The sequence below is a fragment of the Pseudomonas sp. SLFW genome (genome assembly GCF_009905615.1).
Lineage (GTDB): Bacteria > Pseudomonadota > Gammaproteobacteria > Pseudomonadales > Pseudomonadaceae > Aquipseudomonas > Aquipseudomonas bambusae.
Window position 1 is genome coordinate 26,728 of sequence record NZ_JAAAKW010000004.1, and the last position, 15,871, is coordinate 42,598.

The 15,871-nt window shown below is 60.9% G+C and carries 13 protein-coding genes; all 13 read right to left on the minus strand.

Features of this window, described 5'->3' with window-relative positions:
- Positions 1 to 711 precede the first annotated feature (711 nt).
- Positions 712 to 2,169 (minus strand): NADH-quinone oxidoreductase subunit NuoN, encoded by a 1,458-nt coding sequence (gene nuoN, locus GVN17_RS08450; protein WP_166594799.1) that lies wholly within the window; start codon positions 2,167 to 2,169, stop codon positions 712 to 714.
- A gap of 7 nt (positions 2,170 to 2,176) precedes the next feature.
- Positions 2,177 to 3,709: an NADH-quinone oxidoreductase subunit M gene (nuoM, locus tag GVN17_RS08455; protein WP_166594800.1), complete on the minus strand. Its 1,533-nt coding sequence runs from the start codon at positions 3,707 to 3,709 to the stop codon at positions 2,177 to 2,179.
- A gap of 52 nt (positions 3,710 to 3,761) precedes the next feature.
- The gene (nuoL, locus tag GVN17_RS08460) at positions 3,762 to 5,609 is read right to left on the minus strand and encodes an NADH-quinone oxidoreductase subunit L (RefSeq protein ID WP_166594801.1); all 1,848 of its coding nucleotides are present in this window, start codon (positions 5,607 to 5,609) and stop codon (positions 3,762 to 3,764) included.
- Positions 5,606 to 5,917 carry an NADH-quinone oxidoreductase subunit NuoK gene (gene nuoK, locus GVN17_RS08465; RefSeq protein ID WP_166594802.1) on the minus strand — a complete coding sequence of 104 codons (312 nt, stop codon included), beginning with the start codon at positions 5,915 to 5,917 and terminating at the stop codon, positions 5,606 to 5,608. Before nuoK ends, nuoL begins: the two co-directional genes overlap by 4 nt.
- Before the next feature lie 4 nt (positions 5,918 to 5,921).
- Positions 5,922 to 6,422, minus strand: coding sequence for an NADH-quinone oxidoreductase subunit J (nuoJ, locus tag GVN17_RS08470; protein ID WP_062380728.1), 501 nt, complete (start codon positions 6,420 to 6,422; stop codon positions 5,922 to 5,924).
- 9 nt (positions 6,423 to 6,431) lie between these two features.
- Entirely contained in the window at positions 6,432 to 6,980 is a 549-nt protein-coding gene (gene nuoI, locus GVN17_RS08475; protein ID WP_062380730.1) for an NADH-quinone oxidoreductase subunit NuoI, read from the minus strand.
- 11 nt (positions 6,981 to 6,991) lie between these two features.
- Positions 6,992 to 7,981 (minus strand): NADH-quinone oxidoreductase subunit NuoH, encoded by a 990-nt coding sequence (gene nuoH / locus GVN17_RS08480; RefSeq protein WP_166594803.1) that lies wholly within the window; start codon positions 7,979 to 7,981, stop codon positions 6,992 to 6,994.
- Entirely contained in the window at positions 7,978 to 10,695 is a 2,718-nt protein-coding gene (gene nuoG / locus GVN17_RS08485) for an NADH-quinone oxidoreductase subunit NuoG (RefSeq protein ID WP_166594804.1), read from the minus strand. The genes nuoH and nuoG overlap by 4 nt, the downstream gene beginning before the upstream one ends.
- Positions 10,696 to 10,835: 140 nt before the next feature.
- Positions 10,836 to 12,197, minus strand: a complete 1,362-nt coding sequence (nuoF, locus tag GVN17_RS08490) for an NADH-quinone oxidoreductase subunit NuoF (protein ID WP_166594805.1) — start codon at positions 12,195 to 12,197, stop codon at positions 10,836 to 10,838.
- A complete protein-coding gene (nuoE, locus tag GVN17_RS08495; protein WP_166594806.1) occupies positions 12,194 to 12,691 on the minus strand; it encodes an NADH-quinone oxidoreductase subunit NuoE in 498 nt (165 codons plus the stop codon). Before nuoE ends, nuoF begins: the two co-directional genes overlap by 4 nt.
- A 2-nt stretch (positions 12,692 to 12,693) precedes the next feature.
- Complete coding sequence (nuoC, locus tag GVN17_RS08500; protein ID WP_166594807.1) at positions 12,694 to 14,475, minus strand: NADH-quinone oxidoreductase subunit C/D; 1,782 nt, start codon at positions 14,473 to 14,475, stop codon at positions 12,694 to 12,696.
- Positions 14,476 to 14,547: 72 nt separating this feature from the next.
- Positions 14,548 to 15,222 carry an NADH-quinone oxidoreductase subunit B family protein gene (locus tag GVN17_RS08505; RefSeq protein WP_074755324.1) on the minus strand — a complete coding sequence of 225 codons (675 nt, stop codon included), beginning with the start codon at positions 15,220 to 15,222 and terminating at the stop codon, positions 14,548 to 14,550.
- Positions 15,223 to 15,232: 10 nt separating this feature from the next.
- Positions 15,233 to 15,646, minus strand: a complete 414-nt coding sequence (locus GVN17_RS08510) for an NADH-quinone oxidoreductase subunit A (protein ID WP_108239282.1) — start codon at positions 15,644 to 15,646, stop codon at positions 15,233 to 15,235.
- Positions 15,647 to 15,871 lie beyond the last annotated feature (225 nt).

Consider the following 15,871-nt stretch of genomic DNA (forward strand, 5'->3'; position numbering starts at 1 on the left):
AAAGCGGTCTTGCTGGAGCTAACGCTCTTCGCGATGTAATGACGTGCGCAGAGGTTTAATCCAGACACAGGTCTCAACTGTGGGAGCGAATTCATTCGCGAATGGCCGGTACATCCGGTACATCCGGTACATCTCCATCGCCAGAGACACTTTTCGCGAATGAATTCGTTCCCACAGGGGTATTGAGGTATGACAGAGATTACGTGGGCGCCCGACCGCAATGCCGGTACATCCGGTGCATCTCTATCGCCAGAGCCATTTTTCGCGAATGAATTCGCTCCCACAGGGGATTGAGGTATGACGGGGAAAGCGTGAGCGCCTGACCCGCGAAGAGCGTTAGCTCCAGCCAGCGAAGCTTTTCTAACGCGAAGGTCCAGACACCGCCGAACGCGACTTGGGTGCAGGCCGAACGCAGGCGGCGTGGAGTGGGTCGAGCGGCATGGATGCCGCGAGAGCGCCGCAAGGACATGGATGTCCGTTCGGCGCGGGCCCACGGAGCGTCGCCGGAGTGAGGGAACCCTGACGAAGTCAGGGCCAAACCAGGAGCATGCGTTTTTGGTTACTTTTGTCGCTTTTACAAAAGTGACCCGCCGTAAGGGCGGAACCAATATAAGCGACGCCACCGATAACGGATCTTCACTCAAAAAACAGCACCACCCGCCCATAAAAAAGCCCGCTCAAGAGCAGGGCTTTTTCATATCTACCGAACCATCACAACCCGGCGTGTTGCACCAGTGTCAACAGCGGCTGTGGATAGACACCCAGGAAGAACGCCAGCAGCGTAATCCCCAACAGCATCACACCACCCGCACGTTGCGCCCAGTTGAACGGGGCATCGTGGCGCTGGATCTTCGAGTCTTGCAGATACAGCGTCACCATCACCCGCAGGTAATAGAACACACCGATCGCACTGCCGATCACCAGCGAACCGGTCAACCACCACAGGTGAGCTTCGACGCCGGTGGCGATGATGTAGAACTTACCGATGAAGCCGGTGGTGAGCGGAATACCGGCCAGCGACAGCATCATCACGGTCAGGACAGCCGTCAGGTAAGGACGACGCCAGAACAGACCACGGTATTCGAACAGCGCATCCGCATCGCGACCGCTGTACGGCGACGACATCAGCGTGATCACGCCGAACGCACCCAGGCTGGTCAGGACGTAGGTCACCAGGTACACGCTGATCGCCTCGACGGCCATGCCTTTGCTGGCGACCATCGCGATCATCATGTAGCCGAAGTGCGCGATGGACGAATAACCCAGCAGACGCTTGAGGTTGTTCTGAGTCAGAGCCAGCAGGTTACCGATGATGATCGACGCGACGGCGATGACCGACATGACATCGGTCAGCACGCCGCTGGTGGCGGCCGGGGAGATCTGGAAGAGGCGAACCAGCACACCGAACACCGCGACCTTGCTGGCGGTGGCGAGGAACGCCGCCACCGGGGCAGGAGCGCCTTCGTACACGTCCGGGGTCCACAGGTGGAACGGCACCAGCGACAGCTTGAAGCCCAGGCCGATCAACATCATGCCCAGACCCAGGCTCGCCATCTGGCTTGGCATGCCGGTGGCCGCGAGGGCCTTGCCGATTTCTGCGAAGCCCAGGCTGCCCGCGTCGGCGTACAGCAGCGCCATGCCGAACAGCAGGAACGCGGAGCCAGCGGCCGACAGCACCATGTACTTGATACCGGCTTCCAGCGAACGCTTGTTGAAGAAGGCGTACGCCACCAGACCGTAGACCGGCACCGACAGCAGTTCCAGACCGATGAACAGGCTGGCCAGGTGTTGCGCGGCGACCAGCACCATCGCACCGGCCGCAGCCATCAGGATCAGCAGGTAAAGCTCTTCGCGGTTGCCCGGGTAACCCGCCTTGCCTTCACCCAGATAGGCGTGTGCCAGGGTGACACACGCCAGGGTCGAGACCAGGATGATGCCGATGTACAGCAGGGCGAAGCTGTCGATCTGCAGCAGGGGAGTGACCACCAGCGGCGCGACCTTGAGGGCCGGGTAAATCGACAGCAATGCCAGGTTGAGTCCCGCCACGGTGAGCAGGAACGATTGCGAGTGATTGCGACGCCATGCGATGCCCAGCATCACCACCACAACGGTGATGCTGGTAATCAGCAGCGGCGCCAGCGCAATAAAGTGTTGAATCGTCAGGTCCATAGCGCTCTTACCGGGCCGAAGCGAGTTGAGTGAAGGCGGTGCCGAGCCATTGCTGCACGCCATGCATGGTCGCCGTGGAAGTGTCGAGAACGTGCTGCGGGGCGATACCCAGCAGGACCAGCAACACGGCCAGGCCGAGCACCATGATCAATTCCCGACCGTCCATGCCCTTGAGGATTTCCTCGGTCTTGGCCGGGCCGAAGTACACGCGGTGGATCATGATCAGCGAATACACCGAACCGAACACCAGGCCGGACGTCGCGATGGCCGTGATCCACGGTGCGTGGACGAAGCTGCCAATCAGGATCAGGAACTCGCCGACGAAGTTACCGGTGCCTGGCAGGCCCAGCGACGCGGCGGCGAAGAACAGGCTGATGGCCGGCAGGTACGCGATCTTGTTCCACAAGCCGCCCATTTCACGCATGTCGCGAGTGTGGGTGCGCTCGTACAGCTGACCGCTGAGGATAAAGAGCGCGGCGGCCGACAGACCGTGCGCCAGCATCTGAACCACCACACCTTGCAGCGCTTGCAGGCTGCCGGAGTAGATACCGATCAGCACGAAGCCCATGTGCGAGACGCTGGAGAAGGCGATCAGGCGCTTGATGTCGGTCTGCGCGAACGCCAGGAAGGCGCCGTAGAAGATACCGATCAGGCCGAGGATCATCGCAATCGGCGCGAACTCCGCCGAGGCGTTCGGGAACAGCGGCAGGGCAAAACGCAGCAGGCCATACGCAGCGGTCTTCAGCAGGATACCCGCCAGGTCCACGGAACCTGCGGTTGGAGCCTGGGCGTGAGCGTCAGGCAACCAGGAGTGCAGCGGCACGATCGGCAGCTTCACCGCGAAGGCGATGAAGAAGCCCAGCATCAGGATGTACTCGGTGCTGTGGGACAGCTTGGTCTTCAACAGGTCCGCGTAGGCGAAGGTGATTACGCCGGTCTGGTTGAAATGCACCAGCACCAGACCGAGGATCGCCACCAGCATGATCAGGCCGCTGGCCTGAGTGAAGATGAAGAACTTGGTCGCGGCGTAGATACGGGTTTTCTTGCCGTCTGCCGAGCTGTGACCCCAGAGCGCGATGAGGAAGTACATCGGCACCAGCATCATTTCCCAGAAGAAGAAGAACATGAACAGGTCGATGGCGAGGAACACGCCGACGACACCGCCCAGGATCCACATCAGGTTGAGGTGGAAGAAGCCGACGTTACGCTGGATCTCTTTCCACGAGCAGAGTACCGAGAGGATACCCAGCAGGCCGGTCAGGAGAATCATCAGCAACGACAGGCCATCCAGCGCCAGGTGCACGCTGATGCCGAAGCGCTGGATCCACTGGGCCTTGAATTCAACGGCCCAGGTCGGATCGGCGCCAGGGGCTGGCGCGTAGCTGTAAGTACCGGTCATCCACAACCACAGACCCAGGGCCGTGAGGAGGGACATTGTCAGCAGCGCAATCCAGCGCGGCAGGGTAGGGCCGAAGCGCTCACCTTGCCAGCACAGCAGGCCGCCGATGAAGGGGATCAGGATTAGCCAAGGCAGAATCATGACGGGCTCAATTCCTTTCGCAAAGTCGCAAGGTTCATGTCAGATCGACTCATCAGACCAGCACAATCGCGCCAAGTACCAGTACGGCACCTGCGGCGATCGAAGCGGCGTACCAGCGGAGCTGACCGGTTTCACTGCGGCTCATCAACGTGTTACCGGCTTTCGCGAGACGCGGGATCAGGCCGATGGTGTGGTCGAGCGGGTCGCCACGCAGCATACGGCTGATAGCCAGGTAAGGTTTGACGAACAGCAAATCGTAAACCCAGTCGAAGCCCCAAGCCGCGAACCACCAGGCGGACAGGAAACGACCCGGACCGCTGTTGGCGATGGCCGTCACCAGACGACGCTTGCCGAGGAACAGCAGCGCGGACAGCAGGATACCGGCCAGGGCAATGGCACCCGAGGCGATTTCCAGGCTGTGCTTGGCTTCGCCACCGGCGTGCCCCGCGCTTTCCGGCAGTACGCCAGCCAGCGGTGGATGAATCCAGGCGCCGATGAAGGTCGACAGCACGATCAGCACGCTCAACGGCAGCCAGTGGGAAATCCCATGGCCAGCGTGGGCTTCGGTCTTCGCTTCGCCGTGGAAGGCGATGAAGATCAGGCGGAAGGTGTACAGCGACGTCATGAAGGCACCGACCAGACCTGCGTAGAGCAGATACTGATGGCCGCTGGCGAAGGCTTCCCAGAGGATCTCGTCCTTGGAGTAGAAGCCTGCGGTCAGGATCGGCAGTGCCGCCAGGGCCGCGCCGCCGACGATGAAGCTGGTGTAGGCCAGCGGCAGTTTCTTCCACAGGCCGCCCATCTTGAAGATGTTCTGCTCGTGGTGGCAGGCAACGATCACCGCGCCGGAGGCAAGGAACAGCAGGGCCTTGAAGAATGCGTGGGTCATCAGGTGGAAGATCGCGCCTTCCCAGGCACCCACACCGAGCGCCAGGAACATGTAGCCGATCTGGCTCATGGTCGAGTAGGCGAGGATACGTTTGATGTCGGTCTGCACGAGGGCTGCGAAACCGGCCAGCACCAGGGTCACACCGCCGACGATGCCGACCAGGTGCAGGATGTCCGGCGCCAGGGCGAACAGGCCGTGGGTACGGGCGATCAGGTAGACGCCCGCGGTCACCATGGTGGCGGCGTGGATCAGTGCCGACACCGGGGTAGGACCGGCCATTGCGTCTGCCAACCAGGTTTGCAGCGGCAGTTGCGCCGATTTACCGACCGCACCGCCCAGCAGCATCAGGGTCGCCAGCACGATCCAGAAATCGCCGACCTTGAAGTGCTGAGGCGCACGGACCAGCAGTTCCTGAATGTTCAGCGTGCCCAGTTGCTGGAACAGGATGAACAGGCCGATCGCCATGAACACGTCGCCGATGCGGGTCACGATGAAGGCTTTCAGTGCGGCGTTGCCGTTGTTGCGGTTGCTGTAATAGAAACCGATCAACAGGTACGAGCACAGGCCCACGCCTTCCCAACCGAAGTAGATGAACAGCAGGTTGTCGCCCAGGATCAGGAACAACATGCTGGCAATAAACAGGTTGGTGTAGGAGAAGAAACGCGAGTAGCCGTCTTCACCGCGCATGTACCAGGACGCGAACAGGTGGATCAGGAAGCCGACGCCGACCACGACACCCAGCATGGTGATGGACAGGCCATCGACGTACAGGGCGAAGTTAGGGTCGAAGCCGTCAACCGACATCCACTGCCACAGCACCAGGGTCAGGTGACCGCCTTCCGGCGGCGCGACGTTGAATTGCCAGATCACGTAGGCAGCGACGATGGCCGACAGGCCAATGGAGCCGACACCGATCAGGGCAGACAGGTTTTCCGACCATTTGCCGCGCGAGAACGACAGCAGCAAAAAGCCCATCAGAGGGAATACGAACGTCAGGAAGAGTAGGTTCATCCGCGCATCTCGCTGGCAGCGTCGATATCGAGAGTGTGGAAGCGGCGATACAGTTGCAGCAGGATCGCCAGGCCAATGCTGGCCTCGGCTGCGGCAAGGCTGATCACCAGAATGAACATGATCTGACCGTCAGGCTGCGCCCAGCGGCTGCCCGCCACGACGAAGGCCAGTGCGGCAGAGTTCATCATCACTTCCAGGCTCATCAACACGAACAGAATGTTGCGGCGTACCAACAGGCCCGCCAAGCCGAGGCAGAACAGGACACCGGCAACCGCCAGGCCATGTTCGAGAGGGATCGTCGAGTGCATGGGTTTACTCCTTCGCCTCGTTGCGGCCGACATGGAACGCCGTCACGGCTGCGGCGAGCAGCAGCATCGACGCAAGTTCGACAACCAGCAGGTAAGGACCGAACAGGCTGATGCCGACGGCCTTGGCGTCCACCGTGGTGTGACCGATACCGGCACCGGTGGAATTGGCGAACAGCACGTACAGCAGTTCGGCCAGCAACAAGCCGCCCAGCAGGATCGGGCCGAGCCAGATACCGGGTTTGAGCCAGGCGCGTTCCTGCTGAACCGAGGCCGGGCCCAGGTTCAGCATCATCACCACGAACACGAACAGCACCATAATGGCACCGGCGTAGGCGATCACTTCCAGGGCACCGGCGAACGGCGCGCCGAGGCTGAAGAAGGTCATGGCCACGGCGATCAGCGAAATGATCAGGTAGAGCAGGGCGTGCACCGGGTTCGTGTTGGTAATCACCCGAAGGGTGGCCACAACAGCAATGCCGGATGCGAAATAGAAAGCGAATTCCATCTTTCTTCCTTAAGGCAGCAAGCTCTTGACGTTGATGGGCTCGGCTTCGTTCTGTGCGGCGCCTTTCGGCTTGCCAGCGATTGCCATCCCCGCAACGCGGTAGAAGTTGTAGTCAGGGTTCTTGCCGGGACCGGAGATCAGCAGATCTTCCTTCTCGTACACCAGATCCTGACGTTTGAACTCGGCCATTTCGAAATCCGGCGTGAGCTGGATCGCGGTGGTCGGGCAGGCTTCTTCACAGAGACCGCAGAAGATGCAACGCGAGAAGTTGATGCGGAAGAAGTCCGGGTACCAGCGACCGTCTTCGGTCTCGGCTTTCTGCAGCGAGATGCAGCCGACCGGGCAGGCCACGGCGCACAGGTTGCACGCTACGCAGCGCTCTTCGCCGTCGGGGTCGCGGGTCAGGACGATACGGCCACGGTAACGCGGTGGCAGGTAAACCGCTTCTTCCGGGTATTGCAGGGTGTCGCGCTTACGGAAGCCATGGCCGAAGACCATGATCAGGCTGCGTAGCTGGGTACCCGTACCCTTAACGATGTCGCCAATATATTTGAACATGGGTCAAATCCTCACTGAGCCGCCAAGACGACCGCAGCGGTCACTAGCAAATTGATCAGGGTCAGTGGCAGGCAGAACTTCCAGCTGAAATCCATCACCTGGTCATAACGCGGACGCGGGATAGAAGCGCGCAGCAGGATGAACAGCATGATGAAGAACGCGGTTTTCAGGACGAACCACATGAACGACAGTTGCGGCAGGATGTTGAACGGGCCGTGCCAGCCACCGAAGAACAGGGTCACCAGCAGCGCCGAGATCAGGATGATGCCGATGTACTCACCGACGAAGAACATGCCCCACTTCATGCCGGCGTATTCAATGTGGTAACCGTCGGCCAGTTCCTGTTCCGCTTCCGGCTGGTCGAACGGGTGACGGTGAGTCACGGCGACGCCAGCGATGAAGAAGGTACAGAAGCCGAAGAACTGCGGAATGATGAACCACAGGTGATCGGCCTGGTACTGAACGATGTCGCCCATGTTGAACGAACCGACCTGCACGATGATGCCCATCAGGGACAGGCCCAGGAACACTTCGTACGAGACGGTTTGTGCCGAGGCACGCAAGCTGCCCAGCAGGGCGTACTTGTTGTTCGAGGACCAACCGGCGAACAACACCGCGTAGACCGAGAGACCGGCCATGGCGAAGAAGAACAGCAGGCCGATGTTCAGGTCGGCGACCACCCAGGTCTGGGTGACCGGGATGATCGAGAACGAGATCAGCAGGGCACTCATGGCGACGACCGGCGCCAGGGTGAAGATCATCTTGTCGACGAAGGGCGGGTTCCAGTCTTCCTTGAAGAACATCTTCAGCATGTCCGCAGCGATCTGGAACATACCGAACGGGCCGACGCGGTTCGGACCGTAACGGTCCTGCCACCAGCCCAGCAGACGACGTTCGACGAAGCTGAGCAGCGCGCCGCAGACCACCACGGCGAGCAGCACCACGATGGCCTTGAGGACCGCGATGATCGAGTCGATCACTTCAGGGGTAAACCACGTCATTGTGCTGCCTCCTGCAGACCCTCAACGGTTTTCCCGGCCAGGGCCGGAGGAATGCCGACCAGACCCGATGGCAGTGCCACCAGACCTGCGCCCAGTTCCTCATTGATGCGCAGTGGCAGACGCAGGGTCTGACCGGCAACGTTGAGGCTGAGCAAGGCACCGTCGTTGACGCCCAGGCGGTCCGCTTCGGACTTGGCCAGCGACACGTAGGCTTCAGGGATACGCTCTTGCACCGGTGCGGCTTTCGAGGAGTTTTCCTCGCTGCCGAACAGGTGGAAGAACGGCACGACCTGCCAGGTGCCCTGGGCAGGGGAGAAGGCGCGAGGCACGGCTGCGAACCAGCTCAGCTTGTCGCCGCTGCTTTCGATCAGGCGTACGCCCGGATCGCCTGCACGCAGGTGACCACCCACTTCGTCCTGGAACTTGTTCCACGCTTGTGGGGAGTTCCAGCCCGGCGACCATGCGAAAGGCACCTGGGAGCGCGGTTCGGCGGAGCCCGAGTAACCTTCCATCGAGAACGAGAACGCGGTGTCCTTGTCCTGCGAGGTACGCGGTTCATGCACGCTGATGTTGGCGCGCATGGCCGTCCGGCCGCTGTAACGCAGCGGTTCGCGGGCCAGTTTCAGGCCCTTGATGCGGAAGCTGGCGGAAGGGGCGGCACCGACGATACCGGCCAGTTGCGCATTACTCGCGGCGACGGCTTCGGTGACGTGGTCCAGTTGCGTCCAGTCCACAGGCTTGTTCAGCAGGGTCGCGCGCAGGGCGTGCAGCCAGCGCCAGCCTTCATGGATCTGGATGCTGGCGTCGAGGTAGGTCGGATCATAGACCTGGAAGAAGCGCTGGGCGCGGCCTTCCTGGCTGACCAGCGTACCGTCGCCTTCAGCGAAGCTGGCGGCTGGCAGCACGAGGTCAGCACGGTCAGTGGTCGCAGTCTTCTGGTGGTCAGCGACGATCACCACTTTTGCGGCTTTAAGTGCAGCTTCGACCTTGGCAGCGTCAACGCGGGTGAACAGGTCGTTTTCCAGCACGACGATGGCGTCGGCCTTGCCCGAGATCACTTGATCCAGCGCGGCATCGACCGAATCACCACCGAACAGGGCCAGGCCCATGCTGTTGGCTTCCGGCACGATCAGGCTCAGGGAGCCGTTCTTGTCGCGCAGTTTCAGGGCTTTGGCGATGTTGGCAGCGGCTTCGATCAGCGCGTTGGAACCCAGCGAAGTGCCGGACACGATCAACGGACGCTTGGCGGCCAGCAGGGCCTCAGCGATACGACCGGCCAGTTCCAGCGCTTCGGCGTCCAGACCCGCAACCGCAGGGGCGCTTGCATCGATGGCGTGGGCCACGGCAAAACCGATGCGGGCCAGATCGTCGGGAGCGGCGTGTACACACTCTTCGGCGATGTCGTCCAGACGGGTGTCAGCGAGGCTGGCGATGAACAGCGGGTTCAGTTCGTGCTGACCGATGTTCTTCACGGCGGCGTCGAGCCATGGCTGGACTTTCATCGCAGCGGCCATGTCTTCAGCCTTGTTTTTCACCGACTGACGCAGACCGAGGGCCATGCGTGCGGCGGTCTGAGTGACGTCTTCGCCGAGGATGAACACGGCGTCGTGCTCTTCGACTTCACGCAGGGTCGGGATCGGCAGCGGGCTGTCTTTCAGGACCTGAACGACCAGACGCACACGCTCCAGCTCACCGGCTTCGATGCCCGAGTAGAAATGCTCGGCACCGACCAGTTCGCGCAGGGCGAAGTTGCTTTCCAGGCTGGCACGTGGCGAACCGATGCCGACGATGTTGCGACCGCGCAGCAGGTCGGCGGCCTTGTCCAGTGCTTCGTCCAGGCTCAGCTTGACGTTGCCTTGGGTCAGCAGCGGCTGACGTGGACGGTCAGTGCGGTTGACATAGCCATAGCCGAAACGGCCACGGTCACACAGGAAGTATTGGTTCACCGAACCGTTGTAGCGGTTCTCGATGCGGCGGATTTCGCCGTAACGCTCGCCGGGGCTGATGTTGCAACCGCTGGAGCAGCCATGGCAGATACTCGGCGAGAACTGCATGTCCCATTTGCGGTTGTAGCGCTCGGAGTGGGTCTTGTCGGTGAACACACCGGTCGGGCAGACCTCGGTGAGGTTGCCGGAGAACTCGCTTTCCAGCGTGCCGCTTTCAACGCGACCGAAGTACACGTTGTCGTGGGCGCCGAACACGCCGAGGTCGGTGCCCCCGGCGTAGTCTTTATAGAAGCGCACGCAGCGATAGCAGGCGATGCAACGGTTCATCTCATGCGCGATGAACGGGCCCAGCTCCTGGTTCTGGTGGGTGCGTTTGGTGAAGCGATACCGGCGCTCGTTGTGGCCGGTCATCACGGTCATGTCCTGCAAATGGCAGTGACCGCCTTCCTCGCAGACCGGGCAGTCGTGCGGGTGGTTGGTCATCAGCCATTCGACGACGCTGGCGCGGAACGCCTTGGATTCGTCGTCGTCGATGGAGATCCAGGTGTTGTCCGTGGCAGGGGTCATGCAGGACATGACGATACGACCACGGGTGTCGTTCTCGTCGGTGTACTGCTTGACCGCGCACTGGCGACAGGCGCCAACGCTGCCAAGGGCTGGATGCCAGCAGAAATAAGGGATGTCGAGCCCCAGCGACAGACAGGCCTGTAACAGGTTGTCTGCGCCATCGACTTCGAGCGCTTTGCCGTCTACGTGGATAGTAGCCATGGTTCAAAGTTCTTCGTTGGCCCGGTGTCAGCGGGCGTGGCTAATGGAATCTCGGTGCTGCCACGGTTCAAACAGCCAGTGAGGCGCAACCGGGGCAAAGGTCGACAGGTTTTTGAGGCTTATCGACCGGTCAGTCTTTTTTATGCGCCGACAATCGTCGGTGCTTTGCCGGGAACGAGACCGGGCGCCGCACGTTGAGGTGCGATGCCGGCTTCGAATTCCGAGCGGAAGTATTTGATCGCGCTGCCCAGAGGTTCCACGGCGCCCGGTGCGTGGGCGCAGAAGGTCTTGCCTGGGCCGAGGAAGTTGACCAACCCCAGCAGCGTCTCGATATCGCCCGGTTGACCCTGGCCATTTTCGAGGGCGCGCAGCATCTTCACGCTCCATGGCAAGCCATCGCGGCAAGGGGTGCAGAAACCGCACGACTCCTGGGCGAAGAACTCTTCCATGTTGCGCAGCAACGACACCATGTTGACCTTGTCGTCCACCGCCATCGCCAGGCCCGTACCCATTCGGGTGCCGACCTTGGCCACGCCACCGGCGTAGAAGGCGCAGTCCAAGTGCTCAGGCAACAGGAAACCGGTACCGGCACCGCCGGGCTGCCAGCATTTGAGCTTGAAGCCATCGCGCATGCCGCCCGCGTAGTCTTCGAACAGCTCGCGCGCGGGCAGACCGAACGGCAATTCCCAGATGCCGGGGTTCTTCACCTTGCCGGAGAAGCCCATCAGCTTGGTGCCGTGGTCTTCGCTGCCTTCGCGGGCCAGCGATTTGTACCAGTCGTTGCCGTTGTTCACGATCGCCGGGACGTTGCACAGGGTTTCGACGTTGTTCACGCAGGTCGGCTTGCCCCACACGCCGACAGCGGCAGGGAAGGGCGGCTTGGAGCGCGGGTTGGCGCGACGGCCTTCCAGGGAGTTGATCAGCGCGGTCTCTTCACCGCAGATGTAACGCCCGGCGCCGGTGTGCACGAACAGTTCGAAGTCGAACCCGGTGCCCAGGATGTTCTTGCCCAGCAGACCTGCCGCCTTGGCTTCAGCCACGGCGCGGTTCAAGTGCTTGGCAGCGGTGACGTATTCGCCACGCAGGAAGATGTAGCCCCGGTAGGCCTTCAGCGCGCGGGCACTGACCAGCATGCCTTCTACCAGCAGATGGGGCAGTTGCTCCATCAGCATGCGGTCTTTCCAGGTGTTCGGTTCCATCTCGTCCGCGTTGCACAGCAGGTAGCGGATGTTCATGGATTCGTCTTTGGGCATCAGGCCCCACTTCACGCCCGTGGGGAAGCCTGCACCGCCGCGACCCTTGAGGCCGGAGTCCTTGACCGACTGAACGATTTCGTCAGGGGATTGCTGGGCGAAGGCCTTGCGGGCAGCCGCGTAGCCGTCTTTGGCCACGTATTCGTCGAACCACACGGGCTCGCCGTCGTCGCGCAGGCGCCAGGTCAGCGGGTGGGTTTCCGGCGTGCGCTGGATCAGGTTGGCCGGGCCGAAGGAAGTGATGGTCATACGTAACCCTCCAGCAGCTGGGCAACGCCAGCGGGCTGCAGATTGCCGAAAGTGTCGTCGTCGATCATGACCGCCGGCGCCTTGTCGCAGTTGCCCAGGCAGCAGGCCGGCAGCAGCGTGAAGCGGCCATCGGCGGTGGTCTGACCCAGGCCGATGCCCAGCTTGTTCTGGATTTCGCCGACGATGTCTTCGTGACCGGCGATGAAGCAGACCATGCTGTTGCAGACGCGGATGATGTGACGGCCCACGGGCTGACGGAAGATCTGGCTGTAGAACGTGGCCACGCCTTCAACGTCGCTGGCGGGGATGCCCAGCACTTCGCCAATGGCGTAAATCGCGCCGTCCGGCACCCAGCCGCGTTCCTTCTGGACAATCTTCAGGGCTTCGATGGACGCCGCGCGCGGGTCCTCGTAGTGATGCATTTCGTGCTCGATGGCCGAGCGCTCGGATTCGCTCAAGGCGAAACGGTCTGTCTGGATAAGCGTGCTGTTCATGCTTAGCGGTCCACGTCGGCCATAACGAAGTCGATACTACCCAGGTACGCGATCAAGTCCGCGACCATGCTGCCTTTGATCACCGAAGGGATCTGCTGCAGGTGCGGGTAGCTTGGGGTGCGAATCCGGGTACGGTAGCTCATGGTGCCGCCGTCGCTCGTCAGGTAATAACTGTTGATGCCCTTGGTCGCTTCGATCATCTGGAAGGATTCGTTGGCCGGCATGACCGGGCCCCACGAAACTTGCAGGAAGTGCGTGATCAAGGTTTCGATGTGCTGCAGGGTGCGCTCTTTCGGCGGCGGCGTGGTCAGCGGGTGATCCGCTTTGTACGGGCCTTCCGGCATGTTGCGCATGCACTGGTCGATGATCTTGATGCTCTGGCGCATCTCTTCGACGCGAACCATGCAGCGGTCATAGGCATCGCCGTTGTGCGCCAGCGGCACTTCAAATTCGAAGTTCTCGTAACCCGAGTACGGGCGCGCCTTGCGCAGATCGAAGTCGCAACCGGTGGAACGCAGCCCGGCACCGGTGACGCCCCATTCCAGGGCCTCTTTGGTGTTGTAGGCGGCGACGCCGATGGTACGGCCCTTGAGGATGCTGTTCTGCAGCGCAGCCTTGGTGTATTCGTCCAGGCGTTTCGGCAGCCATTCGACGAAATCCTTGACCAGCTTGTCCCAGCCGCGTGGCAGGTCGTGAGCGACGCCACCGATGCGGTACCATGCCGGGTGCAGGCGGAAACCGGTGATGGCTTCGATCACGGTGTAGGCTTTCTGGCGGTCGGTGAAGGTGAAGAACACCGGGGTCATCGCACCGACGTCCTGGATGTACGTACCCAGGAACAGCAGGTGGCTGGTGATCCGGAAGAACTCGGCCATCATGATGCGGATGACGTCGACCTTCTCAGGCACCTTGATGCCGGCCAGCTTCTCGACCGAGAGCACATACGGCAGGTTGTTCATCACGCCGCCGAGGTAATCGATACGGTCGGTGTACGGAATGAAGCTGTGCCAGGACTGACGCTCGGCCATCTTTTCGGCACCACGGTGGTGGTAGCCAATGTCAGGTACGCAGTCGACGATCTCTTCGCCGTCCAGCTGCAACACGATACGGAATGCACCGTGAGCGGAAGGGTGGTTCGGACCCAGGTTGAGGAACATGTAGTCCTCGTTGGTGCCGGAACGCTTCATGCCCCAGTCTTCCGGACGGAAACGCGCGGCTTCCTCTTCCAGTTGCTGTTTGGCCAGCGTCAGGCTGTACGGGTCGAATTCGGTGGCGCGGGCAGGGTAGTCCTTGCGCAGCGGGTGACCTTCCCAGGTCGGCGGCATCATGATGCGGCTCAAGTGCGGGTGGCCCGGGAAGTCGATCCCGAACATGTCCCACACTTCACGCTCGTACCAGTTGGCGTTCGGCCAGATGCTGGTGACGGTCGGCACGCTGAGGTCGCCCTCGGACAAGGCCACTTTGATCATGACGTCACTATTACGCTCTACCGACAGCAGGTGGTAGAAGACGGTGAAGTCAGCGTCCGGCAAGCCACGGCGCTTGGTGCGCAGGCGTTCGTCAACGCCGTGCAGGTCGTACAGCATCGAGTACGGCTTGGGCACGTTGCGCAGGAATGTCAGGATTTCGAACAGTCTGGCGCGCGCCACCCACAGCACTGGCATGCCAGTGACGGTGGATTGGGCGGTGAACGCGTCGGCGCCAAAACGGTTGTGCAATTCAACGACGACCTCTTGGTCGTCAGCCTTGTAAGGCGGGATGTACAGAGCGGTGTCTGCAGTCATAGGTCTCGATCGCTATCGGTCAACGTACAGAATGAACCCAGGTTCAGGCTTCTTTTTGTAAAGAAAACTGGATCAGACTTCGTCGGGGCTGCGCAGGTTGGTCACCGCGATACGCTGTTCGCGGCGCTGTTCCTTCTGCGACGGCATCTCGGCGCGGTACACGCCTTGGTCGCCGACGACCCAGGACAGAGGACGTCGCTCCTGGCCAATGGATTCCTGCAACAGCATCAAGCCTTGCAGAAATGCCTCTGGGCGGGGCGGGCAGCCGGGCACGTAGACATCGACAGGCAGAAACTTGTCCACGCCCTGCACAACGGAATAGATGTCATACATGCCACCGGAGTTGGCGCACGAACCCATGGAAATGACCCATTTAGGTTCGAGCATTTGCTCGTAAAGGCGCTGGATGATCGGGGCCATCTTGATGAAGCAGGTGCCGGCGATGACCATGAAGTCGGCCTGACGCGGCGATGCCCGGATGACTTCGGCGCCAAAGCGCGCGATGTCGTGAGGCGCCGTGAAGGCGGTGGTCATTTCCACGTAGCAGCAAGACAGACCAAAGTTGTACGGCCAAAGGGAGTTCTTGCGACCCCAGTTGACAGCACCGCTCAGCACGTCTTCGAGCTTGCCCATGAAGATGTTTTTGTGAACTTGATCCTCTAACGGATCGGAAACGGTTTCCCGTTCGCCAATCGGATACTGCTCGTTAGGAGCATCGGGGTCGATCCTGGTGAGATTGTATTGCATTGCCAAAGCCTCATTGTTTTAGCTTCGCCTGCCGATTACGACGACCAACGGGAGCCCAATCGAGCGCCCCTACCCGCCATAGGTAGACAAGACCTGCCAACAGAATTGCTATGAAAACGAGAGCTTCGGCGAAGCCGGTCCAGCCGCTTTCGCGGACGGACACAGACCAGGCGTACAGAAAGAGGGCTTCGATATCGAAAATCACGAACAGCATCGCGACCAGATAGAATTTTGCGGAGAGCCGCAGGCGGGCGCCGCCTGTAGGCAGCATGCCGGATTCGAACGGTTCGTTCTTGCTGCGACCCCAGGCTTTGGAACCGAGCAGGCTGGAGAGACCGAGCATGAATGCGCAGAGGCCGATGACGCCCAAAAGGAAAATGGCGAAGCCCCAGTTGTGGGCAATCAAACCTGTCGATTCGGACATGCTGGCAATCCTTAGCAGAGAGCAAAGGTCTCTGAGCTTGAAAAAGAAGTAGAGGCAGTGACGATATGTCGCAGAGCGATCAATCACGGGATTTTATGTGCAAAACAGGGGCAAGTAAATTTTCTACATCAAATTTATTCACGGGATTAATGAGCCAGATCACGGATGACGTGCTTGGGGCCTCTGAACACGGGCATTACAGCTCATTTCGTTAATTATGTTTTC